Source organism: Haloferax sp. ATB1, assembly GCF_000730175.1.
On the sequence record NZ_JPES01000026.1, the window covers coordinates 1 to 23,307 of the forward strand.

Here is a 23,307-nt window from a genome sequence, read left to right on the forward strand (position 1 = left end):
CAATGGAGTTATCTGTAATCGAGAACCCACCGGTTGCGAGGCCGGTCATTCCGTGATTAATCGTCCCCAGAGGGGGCATCCCCCACGAGCCAGAGCAGCAAGATTGAGAGAACGTGAAGAGGATAAAGATCCGTGATTAATCGTCCCCAGAGGGGGCATCCCCCACGAGCCAGAGCAGCAAGATTGAGAGAACGTGAAGAGGATAAAGATCCACCAGATCGTTCGAACCGTCGAGACGATGCTCGGATGAATCTTCTCGGAACGGGCCTCGCTTTCGTATAGCGTGAGCGAGCCGCTCCCCGGGCGGGCGAGAATGGCCGTCGTGAGGACGATCACACCGACCCCTCCCGATCCACTCGATGAAACTCCGCCACCACTGGAGCGTGCGGGGGAGCGACGCCTCATCGTGGAGCGTGCGGGGGAGCGACGCCTCATCGTCCGTCATTGTCAGCCCAGTTCCTGTGAATCCACTCATCGATTCGAACACACCATTAATCGGGTTTCGGAAGGCTCCAACCGTGGATGCCGCCCGCCCCGTCAGATCTGGTGCTCCCAGCCCAGCCGGATCAAGTGCGATGGTCCACGCTCCCAGCCCAGCCGGATCAAGTGCGATGGTCCACGCGATGAGGAGAAACGGAAGAGATCCAAACAGGCCCACAAAGAACCACCCGGAAGCCGCGACCATCATCCCGTGGAGCTTCCCTGGATCATCTGCTCCCCTAAACGTCCGAGTGAGGAGCCACCCAGCAGAGAGTGGAATTAGTGCCGAAACTACGAGGGCGGGAATGGTGTAGTATTCGCCCCAGATAAGCGGCACCAGAATTGACGCGAGCATCAGCCCGGCGAGGGCCTGTAGAATCCGGCCTAAATCGCGGCCAATGGTCGCAACTGTACCGTTCATATATTAGAGCCTCTTGTTGGTACCTTCATATAGCCGACGAACCAGTGTGACGTATTTTCTTAATATTGACATAGCATAATGAGATGGGAGTAGTCCTGTATTGTTCAACACCTATCATTGAGCACGATCTTCATAATGGCCGAATATGTCCGTTATTGAGCACGATCTTCATAATGGCCGAATATGTCCGTTACTTCAGGATCCGCACCCATCGCAGAGTAAACTGTCAGCAAATCTCCCGCTTTCGATTTGTGTATTCCCACGAGGGTCGATCGGGTGGTCTTCCCCCTCTCGCTCAATTGCAACGACAAGAATCTCGTCCGAAAGTAGGTCAGTCTGTGCAGCCTCCTGTAACGTTTTTCCAGCGACAGGAGCCTCTTCAGTAACGTTTTTCCAGCGACAGGAGCCTCTTCAGTAACGGTGATTTCGAAGACTTCAGCTTCTTCACCAATTCGCATATAATCAACGATAGCCGGGCGAGCCACGGCCCGATACAGATACTCGGCGATGAGCTGTTGGGGGTTCTCCATCGTGTTCACACCGATCTGACGGAAGAGATTCATGTGTTCTGCGTTGTGAACTACTGAGAGAATCGACGGAATCTCGAACTCCTTGGCAAGAAGACAGACCATCACGTTGGTCGCGTCTTGATCCGTCGTCGAAATAATCGCGTCTGCATCGTCAGCACCAGCATCGGTGAGTGTGTCTTTTACAGTCGCGTCGGCATTCAGTACGAGACAGTCGTAGCCACTCGCAACCGTGTCCGCTTTCGCTTGGTCACGCTCAATAACGACAACCTCGTTTCCCGATCGAGTTGCGATATCGATCAGGGGTGTCCCGATATCGCCCGCGCCGACAATAATTATATACATCTTGGAAAGCCATTTCTCCGGCTACTGAAAACATATTGTGTTTTGCGTCCGAGCCAGTGACTGCCGTTCGACCGGAAGGCAGGCGCAATGAGTTAAGTTTGTTCGACCGGAAGGCAGGCGCAATGAGTTAAGTTTGTTCGCGGGTGAGGATGCAGTATGAGTTCCGACAACGGGCCCCAGTCCCCCCCGCGGATCTCCCTCAGGAGGCTGTCAATGTTGTCGACGAGCTGGATGAGGCAGAATTACGAGCGATCATCGACTACGCACAAGCTCGCAAACGATTCGTTCACCCTCATGTCACCGATCAGATCGAGGCTAAAGAGGGCGAAGAGCTCTTGCGAGTTGAAGAACGAAACGGGTACACGGAAGTCGTCAAGTCACAACGCTGTGCAGACGGGTGTAGTGAATGCCCACACGGCCCCTATCTGTATCACGTTCGTGAAGAGCGCCGCCCGGAGAGGAACCCATCTCCACTGGACGTATCTCGGCAAGCTCCACGAGTGAAGAATCATATTCGTACTCGGTTACATCCATGAGTACTCTTCTTCACAGATGGCATGCTTCAGAGGGATTCCTTATGGCGTTCACAGGCCAGAGAAGAATACCATACAAAAACCTCGTGAAGCGTCTGAAACCAGCTGAGTTTGGATGTACGATCAAAAACAGGCTATCGACCGCCTGTATCGACGGAAAATCGGTGGTTTGGGGATCAAAAGTGTCCTGAGAGTATTAACCGATCACGAATGGGGCTGTACCATCGAAACTACGCTGAAAAATCGAGACGACCTAATAAACTGCCGGGCAGGGAGTTAGAGCAGCGTGGTCAGGACTGTTGCATAGGTCATTCGCATCACGCCTGCTCCGAAGCCAAAGCCGATGAACGACGACAAAATCGAGACCTCGTTGTGAATTCGACCTTCTCCTCCCGTCAGGAAGGCGAGGCCGATGAGGGAGCCTGTCCCGAGACAAATGACCAACCCTAAGAGGAATGCAAGCCACGCGAAGTAGATATCATCGTTCAGGGAAAGGAACTCGTACGACGGTGTCCAGACACCTAGTGCCATCAGTACGTATCCGCCAACGAGGTATGCAACGAAGAGCACTCCGACGGGGACGAACAGCGGTATCGAAACACGCGCCCCGACGATACAGGATCGCTCTACCGTCCCAGCGATTTGCCCACTCAGAGTTTGTTTCGGCGACTCAAACTCGTCCGAATCAGTGGGTCGCTCATGCTCTCATTTACTCACCGAGGTTAGTTGCTCTTGAGCCTTTGCCCACCCACTTGCCGAGTAGCCGCTTCACGGCTGACTGGACTGGCCGGTACTTGCGTACCATGAGGACTTCACCCTGAGGACTTCACCCTCGAACTCGGCACCAACCCGTTCGGGGATTTCGCCGAACAACACACGGCGGAGGATGCCCTCGCCCGCCGCACCGATAATGATCGAATCGAAGTCTCCGTCGCGTGCGTAGGCGAGTACTTCCTCCGTGATATCCTCTCCTGCTTCGACAGCGATGTCTACGTCGATATCAGACTCGGCGAGCGCCTTCTGTCTGCGTTCGAGGAACGACTGTGCACCCTCGATATCGCCGTCAGTCGCCACGTGGAACAATGTGACCTCGGCACCCGATTCTGCGTATGCCGTCGCGACCATCTCAGCGAGCTCCGAATTCGGTCCGCCCGCAGTTGGAACGAGGACCCGGCCTGAGTCTGTCGTTCCGTCCGTCTTCAGGACAGCGACGTCACACTCGGCGTTCTCGACGACGGTATCGATATTCGACCCGAGTGCGTAATCGGAGACACGCTTGCGCTGCCCACGCCAGCCGAGCAACACGAGGTCACTGTCGCGTTGATAGGCGACATTGTTGATGCTCTTCGCGATATCGTGGCCGATCGTCACGGTCTGGTGAACCGGGATGTCGTCAGGCGCGTACTGAATCACTTCGTCGAGCAGTTCCCGCTGTTGGTCCGCGTAGCGACGGCCCTCTGACAGTGGCGTCTGATCAGGAACCGTCGCGACACTCGTGATCAGGACTTCGCCGTCCTTCTGCCGGGCGATGGCGCTCCCAGCCCGAATCAGCTGTTCGGCATTATCGGGATTGGCGATTGGAACCAGCACTTGGTATCCTCGTTCTTCGGGTGCCCGTTCTTCCGTGATGAGACGGGTCTCCTCTTTCGCCTCGGTTTCGCGGACACGGCTCCGCGAGTAGAGGAAGAAGATTCCAACACCAACGAGGATCCACGCAATCGCCCCGTACCAAGCCAGTGGGCTGTAGTTGAACAGGTAGACTGCGAGGAACAGCTTCGTGATGATCCCGATGATGGGGACGTAAGGGAAGTACGGCATCACGTATCCGTAATCGATCTGGTCACCCCACTTTCGGCGGATCACGATAGCGGCGTAGTTCACCTGGAGGAATAGCAGGAGGAACATCACGTCGGTCGCGGCCGCGACAGCCTCGATTGGAAGGGCGACCGCCATGAAGATGATGAGCGCCCCGGAGAGCGCAGTGGCGATGTGCGGTGTTCGCTTCTCGTCGTGGACTGCGCTGAATGCGTCCGGGAGAACGTGGTCACGCCCCATCGCGAAGGAGACTCGCGTCGACGAGTAGGTCGTCGCGTTGAGTGCGGAGAGCGTCGAGAAGATACCCGCCACGAGAATGACAACCGTCCCGTACGGCATGATCTGGCCTGCCGCGCGAGCGAGACCGAGTTCCCCGAGGTGACCGAGAATCTCCCAGACGGCGGCGTCCTCGATATTGTCCGGAATCGGGGGCAGGTTCGTGGCTCCGTGAGCGCCCGATGCAGCACCTTCCTGGGCCAACTGGAAGAGTTCGGGCGTGACAGAAACCGCACCGATGAGGACGATCGCCACGAGCATATAGATCGTGACGACGACGGACATCGAGTAGAAGACCGCCTTGGGCACCGACTTTTTCGGGTTGACAACCTCTTCACCGGACTGGACGATGATCTCGTACCCTTCGAAGGCGATGAAGGTCAATCCCATCGCGATGAACACCCCGCCAAAGTCCCGTGGGAGGAACGGCTGGAATCGACCGGTAGCTTCGGCGGGATTCCCGAAGATGTAGCCCAGCCCGAACGCGATGAGGATGATGATGACCGTGACCTTGACCATGGTCACGATGTTGCCAGCGAGTCCAGTCTCCTTCGCGCCCCGGAAGTTGATATACGCGAAGAGTACCCCCGCGAACACGGCAAATATCTTCTCTGGGCCGATTGTGAGTACGAACAGGTCGACTGGCTCGAAGAGAGCGATACCGAAGTAGTCAGTCAACAGCAAGTGGACGAACGCCCCGAAACCAAGCGTATACAGCGATCCGGCAACGGCGTGGGCGAACCAGGACATCCAGCCGGCGAGGAACGCCTGTGATCGGCCCAGCGCCTCACGAACCCAGAGATAGCCACCGCCAGCTTCGGGGATCGCCGACCCCAGTTCGGCATACACCATTCCGGTAAAGATGGTGATGAAACCGTTGAACGCGAACGCCATCACGAGGCCGGGACCAGCTTGTCCGGCAGCCAGCCCTGTCAGGACGAAGATACCGGCACCGATCATCGCCCCGATGCCGATCATCGTGATATCAAACACGGAGAGGTCGCGGGCGAGTTCGTCGTCGTGGCTGTGACCCGGAAGCCCCTCGTCACTCACGGGGACCACCGTCCGTAGTCTCGCTGAACGGGCCCTTCCGGTACTCGCCAGCGGCTATTTTATCCACGACGTACTTGCCATGTACAACGGCAGCTTGGAGGCCAACCCACGCAAGTAGCGTGAGAATAGCTCCAATAGTCAGCGTGGATACCATATGATTTGGTTCTAATCGCATATTTATAAAAACTGCTGTGCTGAAACCCAACAGGGTTTAAATTCTGTTTTTGCGTAGGGAAAATGAGTCGGCGGCCTTCATGTTCGAACGGACCCGTCGTCGAACCTGCCGCGCGTACTCGAAAGCTGTCGAATCCACGGTGGCCACCGTCTCCGACCGGAAGAATGTTACAGTCGCCCCTTCCGCGGGTCACTGAACCGTCCGCCGTGTGTAGCAGCCTTCATAAGTCATTGAACAGCGAATCGCACGACTCCGTTCGATTTGCTGTTAAAACAGTTCCAAACGCTACGATAGTACGATACATCATTCGGGCTGTTCGTCCGCATCACTGGCATCCATTGCCTGCGTATATCGGTAGTAGAGGGATCGCATCGTCCGGTCGGCGTCGCGTCCCATCAAGACAGTAACGTCCTGTCTCCCGACAAGGGTTTCCTGTATTGGTTTGAACACAAGATCGCGCAGCTTGAACTTCTGTTCTGGCGACCCAATCGACGTGAAGTCGTGCTTCTTGGCTGCTTCGATGATGACCTCGGTCGGGTTCGGTGCTTCACTGAGTTCTGTCTCCGAGTCCACTTCGGGCCCGAGGACATACTCCGCAAACGTCAGAAGATTTTTTGCATCACTCCGCTCTTTCCCGGACGCATCGGGCGAGATAACGTGCAGTATCGTAACCGATGCGTCGAATGCGCGAGCGACGGCCCGAGCTGCCTCAGAAGCGAGCGCAGCATGTGGACCTGTCCCTACCGGCAGGAGGACCGACTCGATCGTTTCTGCTTCCGATTCCGCCAGCGAGGCGACGGAATGTCCGTCGACATTCGGAACGTAAAGCGCACGCGTCCCCTCCCGAACGCCGACGTTCTCCACGAACACGTCACACTCGGCCTCATCGACGACTGTATCAATCGTACTTTTTCCGAGCAACCACCCCTCGTCAAATCCGGTTCCCCGGAGGAGAAGGACAGCTGTCTCGCTCTCACTGCCGAGGGCGTCAAGAATTCCCTGCGTCGTGTCCGTCACGACTCGAACTACTGCGCGTACCGATACGTCTTGATTGATATCCTCTGCAACGGATACGATCTGCGCCAGCTGAGTCTGTCGTTCCGTGACGACATCGGGTACTGATCGCTCCTTTTCGTCTGCTCCGTCAGCAGCCTGGGCGGACTCTCGTACCTGCTCGATCTCGGTCTCATCATTTACCGTTGCGATTCCCAGCAGGACTACTCGACCGTCATTATCATCAGCCAACGCTATCGCCGTTTGAAGGAATCGACGAGCGTTGATTCCGGTACTACTGTCGAACAGATCACTGACGACGGGCACTACGACGGAGTAATCCGGGTGATGGATGGCTTCTCCATCGTATCCGTACGTGTCTGCCTCGGATTTCGATGACTGCTTCGGGACCGATATTGGAACGGTCTCCTTTGGCTTTCTCTTTGGCATAGTTAGGTCCTCGTGAACGCGCTGGTGATACGGTCGCTGGCTCCATCCTTGGCGAAGATGGTCACGGTATCCCCTACCTGAATATCCGACTCCCCCCGTGGGATGTGCAGTTCGCCATCACGCACGATTGCAACGATGACCGTCTCTTGAGGGAGGAGGCCCTCCGAGTCGGCGTCGATGAGACTGAGCCCAGCGAGTGGTGCCCCCTCCTCTACCGTCACCTCGAAGATCTCACCCCCGCCGCCGACCTGCATGAAGTCCCGGATAGCGGGGCGTTGAACGGCTCGGTACAGGTACTGCCCGTTGAGTTCGTGCGGGCTCTCGACGATGTTCACGCCGAGGTCCCCAAACAGTTCCATGTGTTGGGGGTCATTGATGGAGCTCACGAGCGTCTCGACGCCGTACTGTTTGCCGAGCATCGAGATCATGAGGTTCACCGAGTCGTTCTCCGTTGTGGAGATGAGTGCGTCGGCTTCCTGCACGCCCGCTTCGAGCATGATCTCTTTGGATGCTGCATCCGCGTTGATGACCATGCAGTCGTAGGTTGCACTCACTTCCTCAGCGAGTTCCTGGTCGCGTTCGATAACGACCACTTCGTTGTCGTCCTGCGTTGCGAGTTCGATGACTTTGCTTCCGGTGCGGCCTGCGCCGACGATGATGATGTACATTGGTGTTGGTTTTGAACGTTTGCTGATTCGTGGACGGTGCTAGCGGGGGGACGTGAACGGAGCGGCGGTCCGGGAACGTCGAGCACGGGTGTGCTGGAAGCGGTAAAATCGTGCATATGGGTCACCGTCTGAAGATGCTGTTTACCAAGACGAGGACGGGAATGATTTCCAGTCGTCCCATCCACGAGGACGGGAATGATTTCCAGTCGTCCCATCCACATCTGGAAGATGAACAGCACCTCCGCTATGACAGGCATTTCCGGTCCGGTAATACCGGCAGAGAGGCCGACAGTCCCCTGTGCTGTCGCCACCTCGAAGATCGCGTCAGCGAGTGTGAACTCCGGCGGCAAGACTGCTAGGAGCACGAACAGCGAGACACCCAACAGGAGGAGATACACGAACGCGAAGGTGGCCGCGGCGCGAATCTCGTCGTTCGCCTCGTCGGCTTTGAAAGTCCGCTGGCCGATTCTGAGGTCCTCGATGGCGTGTTGCGGGAGGAACACGCGAGTGACTTCCCAGCTGATGCCGCGAGCGATGATGTAGCCACGGAGGATCTTGATTCCGCCGACGGTCGCACCAGCAGACCCACCGAGTAGCATCGCCCCGAGCACGATGAACATCACTGCCCCGTTGTTCCAATCGCCGATAGCAGACGTCTGCCAGCCGGTGGTCGTCTGGGCGCTGATATACTGGAAGAGGCCATCGCGGAACGCCTGACTCGTCACGACCTGCCCGACGTACGCTATCGGGTCACCGTTGTACGGGACACCGACCACCGGGCGAGGAAGGCGGTCAGCCCGACGACGCCGACGACGAACCGTTGTACGGGACACCGACCACCGGGCGAGGAAGGCGGTCAGCCCGACGACGCCGACGACGAACAGACCAAACAGCATCCGAACCTGCGGATCTCGGGTGAAGTCCCGGATGTTGCGTTCGGAGAGGACACCCCAGTAGACGGGGATGGAGATGGCTCCCGTGATCATTGCGGGGATATGGACGAGTTCCATCGCGTAGGAATCGTACCCCGCGATGGAGTCGTCAAGCGTACTGAACCCGCCAGTAGACTGCCCGGTCATCGCGTGATTGATCCCGCCAGTAGACTGCCCGGTCATCGCGTGATTGATCGCGTCGAAGATCGTGTTCTCAATGCCGTACCCAGGCTGAACGATGAACGTCGCCACTACGAGATACACCGCCACAGCGGCGGTTACCCCGACGTAGATTTTCCAGATCGCTCGCGCCGTCCCGACGATGCTGGGTCGAAGCTTTTCACTCCGTGCCTCCGACTGATAGAGCGATATCCCCGCCGTCCCGTGGGGTTGTCGAAGAATCGCTAGCGAGAGGACGATCATTCCCGTGGGGTTGTCGAAGAATCGCTAGCGAGAGGACGATCATTCCCGCCCCACCGATCCACTGCATCTGTGACCGGTACCAGAGGAAACCGTGTCCGACTGACGGTTCCCGAATACTCATCGTCAGGCCCGTCGTAGTGTAGCCGCTCATACTCTCGAAGAATGCGTGGAGCGGGTTCTGGAAGTACAGGAGGCTCGACTGGTAGGTCCCCCCCGCAGGAACGAAGGCGTCGAGAACTGCAGACGGCGTGATGTAGGCGGCAAGGACGAACGGCATCGCGCCGAAGAAGGCAGTCACGGCCCAGCCGAGTGCCGCGACGATCATCGCGTGATGGCGTTGTGGCTCGGCGGCGTCTTCGTTCACTCTGTATGCGACGCCGCCGAGAAGCGCAGTGACGCCTGCTGCGATCAAGAACGCGAGTGCGCTGTACCACTCCTGGTAGAGAATGGAGACCAGCATCGGGACGAGCATCGAACCGCCGATGAGGACCTGGAGTGCACCAATATCTCTCAAGACTGTTTTCGTCGCCGTGACGAAGTCGTACCGGCCACCAGCTGACGACGCCGTGGTTCCGTGATTAGACATCGTTGAATGGGCCAGAGAGATTCTCAGTTCCTGGGCTGGCGGTAGACATAGCGTGATCCTCGTAGTGTCCAAAGACGTCGGTTACCTCGGGTGTGGCCCCGGTTCCAGAGTAGACGGTTAACCGGTCACCCGAACGAATCTGTGTGTCACCTCTGGGCGTTATTGGCCCACCCTCACCGTCGCGTTCAATTGCGACGATAAGCACGTCGTCACCGAGTAGATCCTCGTCACCTGCCTCCTGTAGGGTCCGGTCGGCAATCGGGGCTTCAGGAGCGACATCGATTTCGAACACCTCAGCGTGCTCCCCGACGCGCATGTAGTCCACGATTGTCGGGCGTTTCACTGCCCGATAGAGATACTCGGCGATGAGCCGCTGGGGGTTTTCCATTGTATTGACACCGATTCGTTCGAAGATTCCCATGTGTTCGGGATTGTGGACGACAGAGACCACACCAGGAATATCCAGATCGCTAGCGAGCAGGCAGACCATGATATTCGTGGCGTCCTGATTAGTGGTGGAAATCAGCGCGTCAGCCCGGTCGGCTCCCGCGTCGAGGAGCGACACTTTGGTCGTCGCGTCGGTGTTGAGAACGAGACAATCGTGCTCGTCGGCAATCGTATTGGCCCGCTGCTCGTCCCGTTCGATCACGACGACTTCGTTGCCCGAGCGGGTCGCAATGTCGATGAGCGGCGTCCCAATATCGCCCGCTCCGACGATGATTATGTACATTCAGCGGTCCTCCTCGTCTACATCGTGAACGGCGATTATCGGCAACTCCGTCTCGGTCACGAGCCGCAGCGCTTTGTCCCCTGTGAGTAACTGTACGAGGCGACTGCCACCCGTGGTCGAAATGCGATAGCGCTGGCGTCAAGTTCGACGGCAGCAGTGCTGATCGACTCGACGACATCCGTGGCGTATCTCGTCTCCGTTTCGACGTCGGGGAGAATCTCTCTGAACGCTGCGAAGGAGTCCTCAGCTAACGCCTCTGCCTGTTCGAGTGAGAGCTTGTCGGGCGCTCCACCAGCCTTCTCGACGACATGGACGACTGTAATCCGATCGAAAGGATACCGTTTGAGCGCGAGAGCGGTCGCTCGTGCGTCTTCGTCGTTGGCGACTGGGACGACGAGGTGGTTCATGAGGGTGTCGCTCATCGACTCACACCTCCTCGTCGTCCACGGGTACGTTCGTCTCTGGATGCTGTCGCTCCCTGGCTGGTGATTCCGTAACGTCTCCGAGGTAGAACCAGTGGAGCGTCTCTTCGCCGTCGAGTTGCTTCTCACGTTTTACACGATAGAGTGAGAGTGGTTGCGAAGCTTCCTCGGCGTTATTTTGACCTGGTGGGTACTTCCGAACCAGTGTGTATGCTCCGGTGGGTACTTCCGAACCAGTGTGTATGCTCCGTGGTCTTCGATATCGACGATCTCACCATCTACCTCTGAACGAATGAGTTCTCGAAGCGAGGGGCGTACGTCGTCCAGTCGCCGCTCAACGTACGTCCGGACCGCGCGAAGAGCGGGTGCGTCCAAGTCATCGAGGATATCGGCGAGCATATCGGGCGGTTCGTTATTTCTCTTCTGTTCGTTCATCATCAGCCCTGAATCTTCGGCATAGTAAATAACTTCCGCTAATGTATTCTAATCGTTTCCCATTCTCTACAGTACCTTCTAATCGTTTTTGGTAGAGATTCCTGCGCTCTCGGTCTCAAGACCTCTCTTCCCGCAGCACGCTCTCGGTCTCAAGACCTCTCTTCCCGCAGCATCTGCTGACAGTACCTGCAGATCACCGAGACGGAACTATCGCTTTCAAAAAGAAAGGTAAAAGCAGATAGGAGAACGACTCTTTGGGTATAAATATGAGCAAGGGAATCGATGAAATCGACGAGCGAATCCTCTATTACCTCACTGCAGACGCCCGTCACACGTCAGCACCGGATATTGCAGACAAGGTAGACCTCTCTCCGCCTACCATTCGAAACCGGATTCGTAATTTGGAGGAATGCGGCGTGGTCACCGGGTACCACGCGCACGTGAACTACGAACGGGCGAATGGACGGCTGACAAACCTCTTCATCTGTACCACATCGGCGACCAAACGTCAGGAGCTCGCCCAGCGTGTCCTCAAGGTTCCGGGCGTCGTCAACGTGCGAGAGATCATGACCGGTCGAGGCGACCTTCGGGTGAAAGCCGTCGGTACTGATACTGACGACCTCATGCGAATCGCACAGGATATCACCGATCTCGGTATCGAAATCGACGATGAGGGCTACTCCACAGGGAATACTTCCAGCCGTACGCTCAGTTCGGCCCGAAGGGCAACGAGCCGAGTTCGCCGGTCACGGGTGTAGCAGGGCTTGCTGGTGCTGCAGATGTGGTCCAGATCATCGTAAACGAAAACGCACCGATAGCTGGGAAAACGCTCAAGGAAGCGAACGAGGAAGATCTGCTTTCGCCCGGCATACTGGTCGTTCGGATCGACCGTGGGGATCAGACGATCACACCGAGCGGGGGGACCACGATCCAGGCGGACGACTTCGTCACGATCCACTCACGTTCGGGGATTACGGATGACACCCTCGGGGTGTTCACCCGAGAGTAGAACGAACCCGTCCCGACTACCCTACAAGCCGACGTGCAATGGCCTCCCGAACCGACATCGCAGACTCCTCCGGTCCACGTGCCATAACCACAGTTCGTTCCGTCTTTTCCCCGACTGTCTCGGGGAGCGACCCGAACAGGGCTTGAGACACAGCCCCCGACCGTGTCGCCCCGACGCAGATCGTATCGTAGTCTGAGGCCGAATCGAGGACGACCTGTTCGACGTCGTCGGTGACCTCCACGCGTGACTCGTACGTCATATACTGAATTCCGGCCCGCTCGACAAGCTCTTCGATCACTTGTTCACCCCGCTCTTCGGGTGACAGATCGTCTTCGTCATCGACTGGGCTCTGAACGTTGAGCAGCGTGAGTGAGGATGCTTCTTCAGCCGTTGCGACGAACTCAGCAGCTCGACGAGCAGCAACCGGTGCGTGTGGCCCCCCACCAGCGAGGACCATGATATCCCCCTCGCCGCGGCGACCGTCGGATCCGAGCTTCACGAGGGTCGCATCGCACGGTGCGCGTCCGATAATTGGATCGATCGTCGATCCGAGGATGTGGTCGCGCCGACTCCGTGTTCCCTGCCAGCCGAGAAGAACGTGGTCGGCGTTTTCTTCCTCGATCACGTCAAGAACGACCGAACCAGCATCCCGACCGACAATCGCCCGTGTCTCGAGTCCAATATCCAGGTCGGTAGCGATGTCCCGGGCGGCATCGAGCAACTCCCGTTGCCGCTCGACGCGTTCCTCTTCGAAGGCGAGGTCCTGAGACAGTGAGGTCTGCTGCGGGACTTCGATGACGTTCACTGCCACGACGGTCGCATTCTCATCGTCATGGGCATGCGCGCTTGCGGCGGCCATTCGGAGGAGATCCCGTTCCGTCTCAGGGTTCGCAACCGGGACGACCACACGGTACCTCCCCTCGTCGTCTGCCATCGTGGTCGGTTCCGGAGCAATCGCTTCACCAACCAGACTCTCGGCCAGCGCACGGTCACGCGCGTAAGCGTAGTACCAGACGATACCGAACAGAATGAGTACCGTTCCGATGGTCCCGACGCTGTCGGCGTGAACGGAAGCTGCCGCTGACGCCCGCGATCGAGAATTCAAGCGGCGTGAACTCGACCGCCATCTGGAAGAGAACTGCCAGGCACGCGAGCATCCCGACGATCGGGACAACCGGATACAACACACTCGGAATCCGGAATGCGGGGTCGTACGCGTCCGGGTTCGCCCGGCGCAGGACGACGACGGCGACGTGGACGAGCGCGTACGTAACGAGATACATGAAACTCGCCACCTCGGCAAGCGTGCCGATGCCGACGCCGATACCGATCAGGACGAGTGTGATGATTCCCGTCGCGGTGATCGCACGGTAGGGGGTACGGAATCGGTCGTGGACCTCGTTGAGCCAGTTGACCAGGATGCGGTCCCGGCCCATGGCGAAATTGACCCGTGCCGCGGAGAGGATACTCGCGTTTGCACTCGATACTGTCGCGAGGACGGCCCCGACGATCATCACGAGTGCACCGATCGTTCCCATGAACTCGACTGCAACGTCCGCGACGGGGACCTGTGAGTTGGTGAGCGCTTCGATTGAAAGCGTCCCCGTCGAGACGAACATCACACCAACGTACATCAGCGTCGGTGTTACTACGGCTGCGATCATTGCCAGCGGGAGATTTCGACTCGGGTTCTTGATCTCCTCGGCACTCGTTGCGATGACTTCGAATCCGATGAACGTCACGTACACGGTCCCGACGGTCGCCGCGACTGCCGGCCACCCCTTTGGATTGAATTCCCCGATAGTCGGACCACTGAGTATTCCGAGTCCGAGGAACGCGACGATGAGGCCAACGAGCGTGAGGACGATGACGTTCTGAAGCGCTCCGGTTTCCTTGACGCCGTAATAGTTGACACCTGTGAGGATAGCCGCCATCACGAGCGCCGCCACAGTAATCCCGATCTGCCCCCAACCGGCGAGGAACCCGATATACTGGCCGAGTCCGGGCAGGAGGTACTGCCCGAAGCCAATCATGTAGAACGCCGATGCGAACGTCAAGCCGGCCCACATCCCCCAGCCGACGATACTCCCGAAGAACGGACCGAGTGCTCGATTGACGTAGTAATAACTACCGCCTGCCTTGGGCATCCCCGTGGCCAGTTCGGATAGTGAGAGGGCCGCAAGCAGCGAGATGAGTCCGCCCATGAAGAACGACACCATACTCGCCGGCCCTGCCTGATTGGCAGCGATGCTCGGGAGAACAAAGATTCCCGCACCGATCATCGTTCCCAGGCCGATCGTGTACGCCTCGAGAAAGCCGTACGCCTCGAGAAAGCCGAGATCTCGGGCGAGTTCCTGTTCTGAGTCGCTCATTGATCAGTCTCACCGTCAGAGACATCCGGGAGGACGACAACCGGGAGGTCACTCTTGTTGACGAGGGCCGTCGTAACGTCACCGGTGAGGAGCTTGAGCCATCGACTGCTCCCCGTGGCGTGAAGACGATTCCGCTTGCATCAAAATCGTGTGCAGCGTCGATAATCGCCTCTGCAACATCCGTTCCGTAGAGATACTCTGTTTGTAGCTCGACGCCGACATCCGTTAGCCCATCGGCCACGACTTCGAATAGCTCGTCTGCATATAGTTCGCGCTGTTCGACGGACGCCTTGTCCGGAGCTCCACCCGCCTTCTCGATGACGTGGACCGCAATAACGACTCCGTCAGTTGATTCAACATACGGTATCAGGGCTCCAATCGTCGCTTCTGCATCATCTTTGTTCGCCACCGGAACAATAACTCTCTTGAATATAGCTGAAGGCATAGATAGTCTCGAATTCAGGAATGAAAAACGTTTGATTGGTTCATCAGAAGCGACTCGTACATAGTAACTCCGAAGGAACACCACCGACTTAATGGGTTCGACTGCTATTAGAACATCCTCAGCACTGCTTCGACCGTTCTAGCTTCGGTGAACACGACAACGTGATCTCCACGCTGGATTACTGTCTCCCCTCTCGGAGTGACGAATCCATTATCACGGATTATCGCTCCCACAACGACCCCACCGGAGAACTCCTTAGCGATGTCACGGATTCGACGGTCGGTAGCTGGCGAATCAGCATCGATTTCGATTTCCAAGACTTCGGCACGGTCCTGCTCGATAATCGCGACGTTCTCAGTACGTCTGGACCGTGTAAATCGAGTGATCTCTTCTGCGACTGCCTCTCGTGGACTAACTGCCACATCAACCCCCACGGCTTCGAATAAGTCACGGAACTCGAGTGCCTCGACGACAGCGACCGTACGGGTAGCACCGAGTCGGTCTGCCAGTAACGTCGCCAGCAAGTTCTGCTGGTCGTTATCCAATGTGGCGATGAAGACGTCTGCTTGACCCACGTGTTCTCGTTCCAGGAAGTCCATATCTGTAGCGTCGGACTTCAGCACAACCGTCTGTTGAAGTTTCTCTGCCAACTCCTGTGCGCGTTTGGAGTCACGCTCGATCAGCCGCGGCCGGAAGCCCCGCTGTTCTAAGAGCAGAGCAGTCCGGTACCCGATTTCGCTGCCTCCAGCAATCACGATCTCTGACGGGGCGTCCTGTTCAGGTGCAATGGCACCAGCAAACTGACGGATACTCTCTGGTGGGCCAATCACGACGACGTCGTCACCAGCGTTAATCACCGACCCGCCGGACGGGATAACAACCGTTTCATCTCGGAGGATTGCGGCGAATGTGAGTGTCTCGAACGTGTCTGCTCAGCAATCGTTAGATCTGAAACTGGGCTGGCAGCAGGAATCTCGAACTCCGCCGCCTGGACAGCCCCGTGGGCTGGCAGCAGGAATCTCGAACTCCGCCGCCTGGACAGCCCCGTCGGCGAACGTATCGACGGCACGGGCTGTTGGGAGCCCAATAACACCAACAATGGCTCTGGCGGTGAGTAGGTCTGTACAGACCATATAATCGACACCGAAAGCACCCTCTTGGTGTTGCCATGTACTGAGGAAGCGCGGATGTTTGACCCGCGCAATTGTGAACGGGCTCCCCAGCGCGTTCGCGGTCCCACACGCGACAAGGTTAGTTTCATCACTGTCCGTACTCGCGATGAAGAGATCAGCATCTTGCACCCCGGCTTCTCGAATGAAGAGATCAGCATCTTGCACCCCGGCTTCTCGAATAATCTCGGCGTCCGTGCCGTCTCCGAAGACCGAAAGCACATCGAGATTGTACGTGAGCGTATCGACGCGTTTGGGATCCGAATCAATCACGATGACATCATGACTCCCCGATAACGATCCGGCAATCGTCGATCCGACCTCACCCGCACCGACAATGATGACCTTCATCTTGTTCTCACAATCGTCACGGTGGTCGTTCTCGGCGGGTCGTTCATAATCCGGTGGTGGGCCGGAGCTGTGAAGTTCGTTTCCGTCAACATAGGGGATCTTCCGCAAAGAGTACGTCCGTGGGCGGGTGCGGAGTGAACGTCTCGTTCGGAGCAATTCGACAGTTGAACGGGGACTGCGGGCCCCACAGTGCCTGATGTCAGCCACTTACTCGATTTCGAGGCTCCCTGTTCCCTCTCCGACGCCTCATCGTTTTCATCCCATTCGTTCCCTCTCCGACGCCTCATCGTTTTCATCCCATTCGAGTTCGAACTCGATGCTCAGCTCTCCTGGGCCGTCGACCGGCCCTTCCCTCTCAGCTTTGACTTCGAATGTCGGTCGTGCTGGTGGATCCATCGTAACGGACTCTGTACCCGCCTTCAGGGTAACCGACCCGCCCTGCTCGAGCTTTTCGGCAACACTCCGGAGATACGCCGCGATTTCGCAACACTCCGGAGATACGCCGCGATTTCGTCTCGACTCTGAGTACTCTCGGATTTGAACAAGACTTCTTCAGGCATACGCTCTCACCTACAACCCCTGCTCGGATAAATGGCCTTCTCACTCCTGGAAAGGAAATACGTCGCTCTACGCCAGATGGGAGACTTCCTCCGGCTCGTCGACGTCGTCGAACTCGCCGCGCTCCACAGGTTCCCAGTCCTCACCCGGCTCTGGACTCCACCAGTCGACCTTGTAGGCGCCCGGTGCGCCGAAGATTTTCACGCGCGCCGACCCATCAGGCAGGTCGCGGCGCAGTTTCTCGTCGACGTGGAGGTTCCAGGTCGTGGTAGAATCGAAGCAGGCGAGCACGGCCTCCTCGTAGCCGCGCGTCTCTCGGGGTTCCTGGAGTTCGACCTGGCTGTTGCAGTTCTTGCAGAACACCCCCTCGAACGGGATGTGAGTGAAGACCTCCTGCCCGCAGACGGGACACCAGAGGAACTCGAACAGTGCCTCGCTGTGACGGTCAAGTACTTCGAGACTCATTTGTTGACTCACCCGGTCGTACCGGGCCACCACCTCGTGCCCGGCCGAAAAACAGCGCCCACCGCTCACTCGCTCACCGTTCGGCGCCGTAGACGATGCGTGAGGGGGCTTCGTACCCACAATCGGGGCAGTCATACCACCGCTGGACTTTCGCCCCGTCTGCCGCCTTCTCGCCGACGCGAACGTCGTCGTTCGGACACTCCGGGCAGTTAAGGTCCGGTGCGGGCCGCTCCCGGAGCTCGTCACGGAACGATGTCGCATCCTTCGTCTCGTATCCCCGCGACCAGACCGGGTAGCCGTCGACGAGAATCACCCCGCGCCACTTGTACCGGTAGGTGTCCGGGGCTCGATGCAGGAAGGCTCGCGCACCGGTCTCGGTGTTCCGATACGCGAGTGTCGGCGAGCGGCTCTTGCGTCGCCAGTTGGTGATCCTGGGCATTATTCAGAAGTGGACGTCAGCGGGTACGATCCAGAGCTCCTCACTCTCCCCGAGGAGTCGGTCCAACTGTCCACGGTGGCGAATGCCGCTCCCGTGTTCGTCGTACAGGAAGACCGAGGGGCCGTCGTACGCGCCGACCTGGTGGAAGGCGTGGCGGGCGAGATCTTCGTCGCGCATGATCTCCTCGTCCGAGAGTTCGTCGAGTGCCTCCTTCACGCGGTTGAGATTCCGCTCGAACTCCTCCTTCGTCGCCTCCCAGCCACGCTCGAGCAGTTCCTCGCCTTCATCGGAGTCGACAGGGGCCGCGGTCGGGAGCTCACCCCATCGCGCTTTGCCCGCAACGGACGTATCCTCCTCGTCGAACGTCACGTGGTAGTCGAAAACGGCGCCAGCGTGTGGGTCCGCGCCGACTAGGCGGTCGAACACCGTCTTTCCGGTGGATAGTGCTTCGTCGTGCGTCGATGCCTCTACGAGTGCGTAAATTACCATGTGCATCTCGAACACCTCGGAACGCCGACGCTCCGGAACTCGTTGCTCGATCCCGCTGCGCCGGCACCCATCGCCGGCGCTCGAAAAACTCTCCTCGTGATGGGGTATTCTCAGGATTCGTCCGCTCGTTCGACAGTGATGGTCAGGTCGCCCGATTCGTAGTCGGCCTCGAAGTCGACGGCGAACGCGTCCGCCTCGTAGGCGGCGTGGTAAGCACGGTGGCGTTCGAGCGAGCCTGTCGCCTTGACGTGGAAGAATGCGGCCGCCGTGTAGGGCTTGCTCTGTGTTTCGATCTGCGCCTCCACGGAAGCTGGAAGCGCGATTTGGGGCGTCTCCGTGTCGATACTCGCAGCGAACTCCTTCGCCTCCTCGACGGATGCGTGCGAATGCGCTGGTGTCTCGCCGGTGAGCACGTTCACTGGAGTTTCCGTCTCGTCGGTGAACAGGACGTCTTCGAAGGTGTGTGTTCCGAGGATCGCCTCGGGATCCAATTCGCAGTCGTGAAACGGGTCGTCCTCTGAGGTCATCGAATCACGAGCCTACGGCGGGGCTCACCCATTCCGGCCCCTGAAAAACAGCAGCTGCCACGAAGCAGATTTAATTAGGAGCTTTGTTGAACTCCCAGGACCTGATAGGTGTCGCGTGCTAAATGTTGAGGGTGTAGGTGGCAGGCGAGGCATTGTTCGTTTCAAATCGTCGGTGCCGAAACAGCCCTTCGGTAGGTTTGCCCAGTTACTGGAGTTTGGCCGACCAACGGCGTCCGGACGCTTAACTGTGAGAAAGGAGTAGAATCACTCCATGACCATCACGACGGAATTTCGACTCCGTTCGTCCGCCCTTCCGCTCGTCAGCATCCCGGCGACGCTCCCCCCAGACGAACTCGTGTGCTCTCACGCACTCTGTCTCGAACCTGACGCGCGAGTGTTTCACGTGGAGATTGACGCCGAACACGAGCTCTCCAAAGCCCAGCTCGCCGCGCTCGACGAAGTCGTTTCAGTAAAGCCGCTCGGAGAACGGGGCGACAAAACCGTCTTTAAGCTCACCGTTGAATTGGATGAGTCGATCGCCCCGGCCTTCGACCCAGAACGCTTCGATGGCGCGAAGATGAAATCAACGATCATCACGTCCGAGGGCTGGCGCGAAACGAAGGAGTTCAAAGACTACGAGACGTTCCACGACTTCCACACCACGTTCGAAAACCACGGAATCTCGGTCGATCTCATCTCCATTACGTCGAACCAATCCGCGTCCAACGACTCCAGAGAAGATGGACTCACTGACCGGCAACGGGAGGCCCTAGAGCTCGCCGTGTCTCGTGCTACTACGAGAGTCCACGCCAGGTGACGGCCGAAGAACTCGCCGAAGAACTCGACATCTCACAGCCCTCGCTGTCGAGTCTCCTCCGACGCGGCGAGCGCCAACTCCTCACCTCGTCGCTCGATATACAAGGCGAATTAAACACCCTTTCCAGATAGCCCCGAAACGAAGTCACACCCCGCCCAACTGAAGGGTGGGTACAATCCATGGATATCACCAGCGGCTGTTCGCAACCCTCAGTCGAAGGCCCTGACGAGTACTTCACAGGGAACGCCCGAATCGACCCTCTATTTGATCCGCAGGACGAGGCTCGCGCGGCGGCGGCCAGCGTGACGTTCGAACCAGGCGCTCGCACGGCGTGGCACACCCATCCCCTCGGCCAGCGGCTGGTCGTAACGAGCGGCTGTGGGCTCGTGCAACGAGAAGGCGGAGAAATCGAGGAGATTCGCGCGGGTGACGTGGTTTGGTTCCCGCCGGGCGAAAAACATTGGCATGGCGCGACGCCAGAGAACGCGATTACCCACATCGCAATCCAAGAGGAGAAAAATGGGGAGGCCGTCAGGTGGCTGGAACACGTCACCGACGAAGAGTACCCCACAGACTCAGAGAGCTAATCCATCATCTCGACAGTCGGATCACCATCCGAGTATTCCCCCGATGCCGATGAGCAACACCAATGTCTGCATGGACAGACGACGAACTGAACGCAATCGCTGACTCCGACGACTTCCACATCGCTCCCGTTCGGGAGGACGGCGAGACGTACGGCACGCCGACGTGGATCTGGTCCGTCCGGGTTGACGACGAACTCTACGTGCGTGCCTACAACGGCCAGGACTCCAGTTGGTACCAGGCAGCAGTCCGAGAGAACGCGGGCCGAATCGAAGCTGCCGGCATGACGAAGGAGGTCGTTTTCGAGCAGGTCGATGGACCGATTCTCGACCGCATTGACGAGGCCTACCGCGAGAAGTACGAGGAGAGTCAATACCTCAAACCGATGGTCAGTGAACGAGCCCGCGCTGCCACCGTCAGGGTCATCCCACGCGGAACTGGCGACTGATCATCGACCCCCTCGAAGAACCGGTGGCGGCGGTAGCGCTCTGTGTTGGAGACTCGGAGGTCGGGTACCTGGTGGCCTCGGCGACCCTGGGCCGAGTCCCCCGGACTGATACATAAACACCTTTCCAGATAGCACCGAATCTACCCCGCCGCGTCCCCTCCGTTCACTTGATGACAGCAGAGTTTGGCTCCGAGCTAGACGGGCAGGTCGCAATAGTTACCGGCGCATCCTCGGGAATCGGCGAAGCAACGGCCAAGTCCCTCGCGTCGCGGGGTTCGAGTGTCGTCCTCGCTGCTCGGCGGAAGGACGAAATCGACGAGCTCGCGGCCCAGATCGAAGACGAACATGGCGACGCGCTTGCTGTGCCGACCGACATCACCGATGACGAGGACATCGACAACTTAGTCGAGCGGACGACCGACGAATTCGGTCGCATCGACATCCTCGTGAACAATGCGGGGCTCATGCCGCTCGCACACATCGGGACTGCGGACAGGGAGACACTCCAGACGACCATCGACGTCAACCTCACTGGCCTCATCACGCTCACACACGCCGTCATCCCCACGATGCTGGAACAAGGGAGCGGCCACGTGGTCAACCTCTCGTCGGTTGTCGGACGGTTCCTGCAAGCGAACAGTTCTCACTACAATGCGGCGAAAGCCGGTGTGAAGATGTTCGGTGATTCGCTCCGTCTGGACGTCGCCGAAGAGGGAATCCGTGTGGCGACAATCGAACCGGGGGCGGTCAGTACAGAACTCCTCGAACACATCCCTGACGAGGAGATCAAGGCAGGAGTACAGGAACACGTCGGATCGATGGAGGCGCTCCAACCCGACGATATCGCGCGGACGATTACGTTCGTCGTGACGCAGCCGGAGCACGTGGACGTCAACGAAGTCTTGATCCGGCCGACGGATCAGTCCAACCGTAGTCACGCTCGTCCAAGGTCGAACACTCTTCCTGGATAGCATCAAGCCGAGGGGGACACGACAGCTAGCCGTGGAAATCACTCGAACTGAGGGATTCCGGATTCCCGCTGAGTGTAGCAATAGTCCACGGGAAGTATCCTGACTGTATTCAGCACACCCCCAGAATACTATCAGCGGCTGAGGGTTTCAACAGAACCAATTAGAAGTGATTCAGGCTCGCCTTCTCGAAGGGTGATTCTCCGGTCGGAATGAGCAGCTCCTGCCGGTCGCCGACTCGCTCGGCCAGCTTCCGTTTCAGGTACTGTCTCGCCGTCGACGGCGTGAAGACGCCCTTGTCGAGCATATCGCCGACGACGTCTTTGAGGGCAGCGAACTGTCCTTGGAGGTGGCCATCGCCGACCGGCTCGCCGTCGTACCAACGCACCGTCGCAAGCGCGCCGTTCCCGACCGTCTCCCCCTGTTCGATTGTCTCCGAGTCGTACTGGAGACCGAACCACAGCGTCCGGTAGGCGGTCACCTCGAACGTCGACGACACCACGAAGAACGCCTCGTGGTGGAGGTAGTCGAGGTGGTCGGCGACGATCTCGTCGAGCGAGAGGCCGGTGGCGCGGGGCTTCGGCTCGAGACCGTCGACGGTCGATCCTCGCCGGCTAGGTAGCCGTCGACGGCATCTGCTTCGAGGCCATCGGCCAGCTCTGCGAGGAGCTGTTTCGCCCACTTGGAGTCGGTGTCGTCGCCACCGAACGGCGACTCAGGCGAGATTCGGTGCTTGAGCTTGAGATTCGCAGCGCCCCAATGAGAGTAATGGAGCGTGTACTGTCCGTCCGTGCGTTCGTACGCAACAAGTGCGCGGTGGCCCATTGAACAATCACCTCGCAGGACGACCCACGACTGGACCGCCCCGCACCCCTCCCGGGGGATGAACAACGCTACTCGTCGATCAGGTCGGGGGAACTGAGGTCCGCGTACAGCACCTCACCGTCGCGGACGACGTACCGTTTCGCCAGCACGGGAAACCGGCACTTGGTAAACCCGGCCGTCTGGATGTCGAATTCTTCGTCCGGCTCGAGATACTCCGCGAGCGACCGGAGGAACTCGTGGGTGACGATGCCCCCGTCGTAGTCGGGAAGCCCGTTCTCACGGGCCTCGTACACCTCGAAGTCGTCGTACCCCCAGATGGTGAGCTCTCCGTCTTCGGTCACCTCCCAGTTGAGCGTCCCGAAGCAGTGGTTCTCACAGAGTTCGCGGACTGCCTGTGGATCCGATACGATCGCGCCAGTCGACGTTGTCGCAGCTTGCAGTGTCGCCATGTCTGGACATCACGGGGTCGCCCCCGCACCCTGTCGGGGGCGATAAACCAACGCGAGAGGTGGCTCCCGAGCGTGGCCGGCGACGCCAATTAGGAGTCTGCGTGGGCGCCGCTCCGGCTCCGTCGCT

General features: G+C 58.5%; 17 protein-coding genes and 10 pseudogenes. 6 read left to right on the forward strand and 21 right to left on the reverse strand.

Features of this window, described 5'->3' with window-relative positions:
• Both ATB1_RS24280 and ATB1_RS04250 read right to left on the reverse strand, forming a co-directional pair.
• Positions 1-901 (reverse strand): annotated as a pseudogene (locus ATB1_RS24280) (potassium transporter TrkG); the annotation flags it as partial.
• A 152-nt stretch (positions 902-1,053) separates the two neighbouring features.
• Positions 1,054-1,773: pseudogene (locus ATB1_RS04250) on the reverse strand (potassium channel family protein).
• Positions 1,774-1,929: 156 nt separating this feature from the next.
• Here ATB1_RS04250 and ATB1_RS04255 point away from each other — a divergent pair.
• A complete protein-coding gene (locus ATB1_RS04255) occupies positions 1,930-2,277 on the forward strand; it encodes a hypothetical protein (protein ID WP_198526035.1) in 348 nt (115 codons plus the stop codon).
• Between the two features lie 305 nt (positions 2,278-2,582).
• On the opposite strand, the gene ATB1_RS04260 is transcribed toward ATB1_RS04255, so the two are convergent.
• The 9 genes and pseudogenes from ATB1_RS04260 to ATB1_RS04295 all read right to left on the reverse strand — a co-directional run bounded on the left by ATB1_RS04260 (position 2,583) and on the right by ATB1_RS04295 (position 11,264).
• Positions 2,583-2,837 carry a hypothetical protein gene (locus ATB1_RS04260; protein ID WP_128081382.1) on the reverse strand — a complete coding sequence of 85 codons (255 nt, stop codon included), beginning with the start codon at positions 2,835-2,837 and terminating at the stop codon, positions 2,583-2,585.
• A 237-nt stretch (positions 2,838-3,074) separates the two neighbouring features.
• Entirely contained in the window at positions 3,075-5,450 is a 2,376-nt protein-coding gene (locus ATB1_RS04265) for an amino acid permease (protein ID WP_198526036.1), read from the reverse strand.
• Complete coding sequence (locus ATB1_RS21930; RefSeq protein WP_157837709.1) at positions 5,443-5,604, reverse strand: hypothetical protein; 162 nt, start codon at positions 5,602-5,604, stop codon at positions 5,443-5,445. Before ATB1_RS21930 ends, ATB1_RS04265 begins: the two co-directional genes overlap by 8 nt.
• Positions 5,605-5,928: 324 nt before the next feature.
• Positions 5,929-7,068, reverse strand: a complete 1,140-nt coding sequence (locus ATB1_RS04270; protein ID WP_042662417.1) for a universal stress protein — start codon at positions 7,066-7,068, stop codon at positions 5,929-5,931.
• 2 nt (positions 7,069-7,070) lie between these two features.
• Positions 7,071-7,736 carry a TrkA family potassium uptake protein gene (locus tag ATB1_RS04275; RefSeq protein ID WP_042662418.1) on the reverse strand — a complete coding sequence of 222 codons (666 nt, stop codon included), beginning with the start codon at positions 7,734-7,736 and terminating at the stop codon, positions 7,071-7,073.
• A gap of 182 nt (positions 7,737-7,918) precedes the next feature.
• Positions 7,919-9,551 (reverse strand): annotated as a pseudogene (locus ATB1_RS04280) (TrkH family potassium uptake protein); the annotation flags it as partial.
• Between the two features lie 118 nt (positions 9,552-9,669).
• Entirely contained in the window at positions 9,670-10,407 is a 738-nt protein-coding gene (locus ATB1_RS04285; protein WP_052367696.1) for a TrkA family potassium uptake protein, read from the reverse strand.
• Positions 10,408-10,463: 56 nt separating this feature from the next.
• Complete coding sequence (locus ATB1_RS04290) at positions 10,464-10,829, reverse strand: universal stress protein (RefSeq protein ID WP_343122531.1); 366 nt, start codon at positions 10,827-10,829, stop codon at positions 10,464-10,466.
• Positions 10,830-10,961: 132 nt separating this feature from the next.
• Positions 10,962-11,264, reverse strand: coding sequence for a hypothetical protein (locus ATB1_RS04295; protein ID WP_198526039.1), 303 nt, complete (start codon positions 11,262-11,264; stop codon positions 10,962-10,964).
• 266 nt (positions 11,265-11,530) lie between these two features.
• On the opposite strand from ATB1_RS04295, the pseudogene ATB1_RS04300 reads away from it, so the two are divergent.
• Positions 11,531-12,273, forward strand: a pseudogene (locus tag ATB1_RS04300) (winged helix-turn-helix transcriptional regulator).
• Positions 12,274-12,289: 16 nt separating this feature from the next.
• Here ATB1_RS04300 and ATB1_RS24285 read toward each other — a convergent pair.
• From ATB1_RS24285 to ATB1_RS04330, 8 genes and pseudogenes are all read right to left on the reverse strand, one after another.
• Positions 12,290-14,645: pseudogene (locus ATB1_RS24285) on the reverse strand (amino acid permease).
• Positions 14,642-15,090, reverse strand: a pseudogene (locus ATB1_RS24475) (universal stress protein). Before ATB1_RS24475 ends, ATB1_RS24285 begins: the two co-directional pseudogenes overlap by 4 nt.
• A 107-nt stretch (positions 15,091-15,197) precedes the next feature.
• Positions 15,198-16,610: pseudogene (gene trkA / locus ATB1_RS04310) on the reverse strand (Trk system potassium transporter TrkA).
• A gap of 255 nt (positions 16,611-16,865) precedes the next feature.
• A pseudogene (locus tag ATB1_RS20270) lies at positions 16,866-17,170 on the reverse strand (amphi-Trp domain-containing protein).
• A gap of 67 nt (positions 17,171-17,237) precedes the next feature.
• Positions 17,238-17,633 (reverse strand): hypothetical protein, encoded by a 396-nt coding sequence (locus tag ATB1_RS04315; RefSeq protein WP_042662419.1) that lies wholly within the window; start codon positions 17,631-17,633, stop codon positions 17,238-17,240.
• Between the two features lie 73 nt (positions 17,634-17,706).
• Complete coding sequence (locus tag ATB1_RS04320; RefSeq protein WP_042662420.1) at positions 17,707-18,072, reverse strand: hypothetical protein; 366 nt, start codon at positions 18,070-18,072, stop codon at positions 17,707-17,709.
• Positions 18,073-18,075: 3 nt separating this feature from the next.
• The gene (locus ATB1_RS04325) at positions 18,076-18,567 is read right to left on the reverse strand and encodes a hypothetical protein (RefSeq protein ID WP_042662427.1); all 492 of its coding nucleotides are present in this window, start codon (positions 18,565-18,567) and stop codon (positions 18,076-18,078) included.
• A 104-nt stretch (positions 18,568-18,671) separates the two neighbouring features.
• Positions 18,672-19,088 (reverse strand): hypothetical protein, encoded by a 417-nt coding sequence (locus ATB1_RS04330; RefSeq protein ID WP_042662421.1) that lies wholly within the window; start codon positions 19,086-19,088, stop codon positions 18,672-18,674.
• A gap of 271 nt (positions 19,089-19,359) precedes the next feature.
• Between ATB1_RS04330 and ATB1_RS24290 the strand changes: the two are divergent.
• The 4 genes and pseudogenes from ATB1_RS24290 (at position 19,360) to ATB1_RS04350 (ending at position 21,909) form a co-directional block, all read left to right on the forward strand.
• Positions 19,360-20,036 (forward strand): annotated as a pseudogene (locus ATB1_RS24290) (helix-turn-helix domain-containing protein).
• A gap of 48 nt (positions 20,037-20,084) precedes the next feature.
• Positions 20,085-20,492, forward strand: coding sequence for a cupin domain-containing protein (locus tag ATB1_RS04340; protein ID WP_042662422.1), 408 nt, complete (start codon positions 20,085-20,087; stop codon positions 20,490-20,492).
• A 62-nt stretch (positions 20,493-20,554) separates the two neighbouring features.
• The gene (locus ATB1_RS04345) at positions 20,555-20,938 is read left to right on the forward strand and encodes a DUF2255 family protein (RefSeq protein ID WP_042662423.1); all 384 of its coding nucleotides are present in this window, start codon (positions 20,555-20,557) and stop codon (positions 20,936-20,938) included.
• 170 nt (positions 20,939-21,108) lie between these two features.
• Positions 21,109-21,909, forward strand: coding sequence for an SDR family oxidoreductase (locus ATB1_RS04350; RefSeq protein WP_052367701.1), 801 nt, complete (start codon positions 21,109-21,111; stop codon positions 21,907-21,909).
• A gap of 160 nt (positions 21,910-22,069) precedes the next feature.
• Here the strand turns inward: ATB1_RS04350 and ATB1_RS04355 are convergent.
• Together ATB1_RS04355 and ATB1_RS04360 are read right to left on the reverse strand one after the other, a co-directional pair.
• Positions 22,070-22,731, reverse strand: a pseudogene (locus ATB1_RS04355) (DUF6735 family protein).
• 68 nt (positions 22,732-22,799) lie between these two features.
• Positions 22,800-23,180: a hypothetical protein gene (locus ATB1_RS04360; RefSeq protein ID WP_042662424.1), complete on the reverse strand. Its 381-nt coding sequence runs from the start codon at positions 23,178-23,180 to the stop codon at positions 22,800-22,802.
• Positions 23,181-23,307 lie beyond the last annotated feature (127 nt).